The 2,714-nt window shown below is 43.7% G+C and carries 2 protein-coding genes; one reads left to right on the top strand and one right to left on the bottom strand.

The window, feature by feature from the left end:
- The first annotated feature begins 519 nt into the window (after window positions 1–519).
- Window positions 520–1,746 (top strand): hypothetical protein, encoded by a 1,227-nt coding sequence (locus tag K245_RS0121230; protein ID WP_156906877.1) that lies wholly within the window; start codon window positions 520–522, stop codon window positions 1,744–1,746.
- Window positions 1,747–2,042: 296 nt separating this feature from the next.
- Here K245_RS0121230 and K245_RS25845 read toward each other — a convergent pair.
- Window positions 2,043–2,714: UDP-glucose/GDP-mannose dehydrogenase family protein (locus tag K245_RS25845; protein WP_198013960.1), on the bottom strand; the 672-nt coding region annotated here is incomplete at its 5' end.

Genomic DNA, 2,714 nt, shown 5'->3' with positions numbered 1-2,714 from the left:
CTTGAAAAAGGTGAGTAAAGCCTCTGAAGTATTTCAGTTGCCCTTGCTGATCTTGCAGGCAAACCATACCCCGATTTAAATCTGGTCTCATGTCTTGTTTCAGGTGTAGCCTCATTCTTGTGTTCCATGCCTATTATTGCTCCGGTGGCATAATATGTAAATCTTGATTTCCATGTTGTTGCTTGATTTAGAAGGAATCACGCCTCAACTTTTTATATATTTAATCACCGGAGCAATAATACGTGAGATGAAATATTAATCTCGTTATTGGATTGAAAAAAAAACTAAAAGTGATAATTGAAACCACTGAAGCTCGAATGATTTATGAAGGCTCTTATCACTGATGGTTTCGCAATAAATGCAGTTTGCGCACTCAGCTTCATCTTGCAATATTGAGGCGTAATTTATAAATGTCCTATTTTTGAAAGATCTGCGCGCCTTAAACCGGATATTTTTGGTTTTCATCATTTTGAGAGTTCATTATCAGGAACTGTCCCTAAAATTTTTTTTGGTGAATCAATGCGTTTGTTTTTTTCTTTAGCTGTTCTGTTTGTGTTCATGTCTTTTAATGCCCCAGCCTATGCTGTTTTGGTTACGGTTGATGCAGGTGGTGGTGTCGGATCCTATACTTCGTTAAGCGTCGTTAACGGCAATCCTGCAGTAAGCTATTATGATCAACCAAACGGTGATCTGAAATTTGTCCGTGCGACCGACGCAAACGGAACAGCGTGGGGAGTTCCTGTTTCGGTTGATTCAGCCGGTTCTGTCGGAGCCTATACTTCGTTAGGCGTCGTTAACGGTAATCCTGCAATAAGCTATTATGACCAAACAAACGGTGATCTGAAATATGTCCGTGCGATCGACGCAAACGGAACAGCGTGGGGAGCTCCTGTATCGGTTGATTCAGTCGGTAATGTTGGAACCTATACTTCGTTAGGCGTCATTAACGGCAATCCTGCAATAAGTTATTATGACCTAACAAACGGTGACCTGAAATATGTCCGTGCGACCGACGCAAGCGGAACAGCGTGGAACGCTCCTGTATCGGTTGATACAGTTGGTAATGTCGGAACCTATACTTCGTTAGGCGTCGTTAATGGCAATCCTGCAATAGGCTATTATGACGAAGCAAACGGTGATCTGAAATTTGTCCGTGCGACCGACGCAGACGGAACAGCGTGGGGAGTTCCTGTATCGGTTGATGTCGCCGGTGCTGTCGGAACCTATACTTCGTTAGGCGTTATAAACGGCAACCCTGCAATAGGCTATTATGACCAAACAAACAGTGACCTGAAATATGTTCGTGCGACCGACGCAAGCGGAACAGCGTGGGGAGTTCCTGTATCGGTTGATGTAGCAGGTGCTGTCGGAACCTATACTTCGTTAGGCGTCATTAACGGCAACCCTGCAATAGGCTATTATGACCAAACAAACGGTGACCTGAAATATGTTCGTGCGACCGACGCAAGCGGAACAGCGTGGGGAGTTCCTGTTTCCGTGGACACGGGAGGTGTTGTAGGTCAATTTGTGTCTCTGAAAGTTGTTAACGGCAACCCGTCAGTTAGTTATTTAGACGTAACAAACATTGATTTAAAATTTGCCAGGGCTTCTGACAATAACGGCACGTCATGGCTTGCTGCGCCGGTTATTCCAATAAGCGTGCCCGCATTATCCGCGCTGGGAAGAATGATACTGTTTTTTTTAATGGGAACGACTGCCGTCCTTTTAATGAGAAAAAGACTTTAACCGAGGTATAGCTATTTTTGATCTTTGTTGTTTTAGAAAGGTCTTCTCACCTGAAAAACAATCTTGTGTTTTTCAATCGGTTTTTCATGATTTCGCTCGCAGGAATGCTGTGCATGGACTGAATATTCAGGCATTGAGCTAAGCGGAACACAAAGACGTCCTGGTTTTGATCATGCCACAAAAAGAGAAGGCCCATATTGGGTTCGGCGTCTTTTTTTAATATTGCTCCGGTGGTTAAATCTGCAAATCATGCGGCATATGCGACCTTCTGATTTTTGAAGAAGCCTTTAATATGATTAGGTCGTTTTTGCAGAGTTCTTATACACGGTTTTGTCTTTTTGATTAAATCCTGCTGAGTTCTCGATTCTCCCAATTCCCACATATTCAAATCCCAATTCCTTCATTTCCAGCGGATCATACTGATTTCTTCCATCAAAAATAACTGGAGCTTTCATAATTTTCTTCATTGCGATGAAATCAGGCTGTCTGAAGGGCTTCCACTCTGTCACAAGAAACATTGCATCAGCATTTTCAAGGGCTGCGTATTGATGACTGCAAAATACGATTTTTCCTGATTCCATCCATTCGCCAGGGAATTCCCGGTCAGCCTGGGGTTCAGCAACAGGGTCATATGCCCTGACGCATGCCCCGGCGGATATAAGGCTTTTTATCAGCACCAAAGAAGGAGCTTCCCTCATATCGTCGGTTCCTGGCTTGAAGGAAAGCCCCCATACAGCGAATGTCAGTCCAGCGAGATTATTTCCAAAGCGGGCTGAAACTTTTTCAAAAAGGCTGTTTTTCTGAGCAGCATTTCTTTTTTCCACTGCGCTAAGGAGAAGAGGAGAAAAACCAGCTGATTCCGAAGTCTTAATTAATGCCTTGATGTCCTTTGGAAAACATGAACCTCCATATCCGCAACCCGGATAAATGAAGGAGTATCCGATGCGGGAATCAGAGCCTATACCTTT

The organism is Desulforegula conservatrix Mb1Pa, assembly GCF_000426225.1.
Taxonomy (GTDB): Bacteria; Desulfobacterota; Desulfobacteria; order Desulfobacterales; family Desulforegulaceae; genus Desulforegula; species Desulforegula conservatrix.
This window is presented reverse-complemented; position numbering and strand designations above follow the sequence as displayed.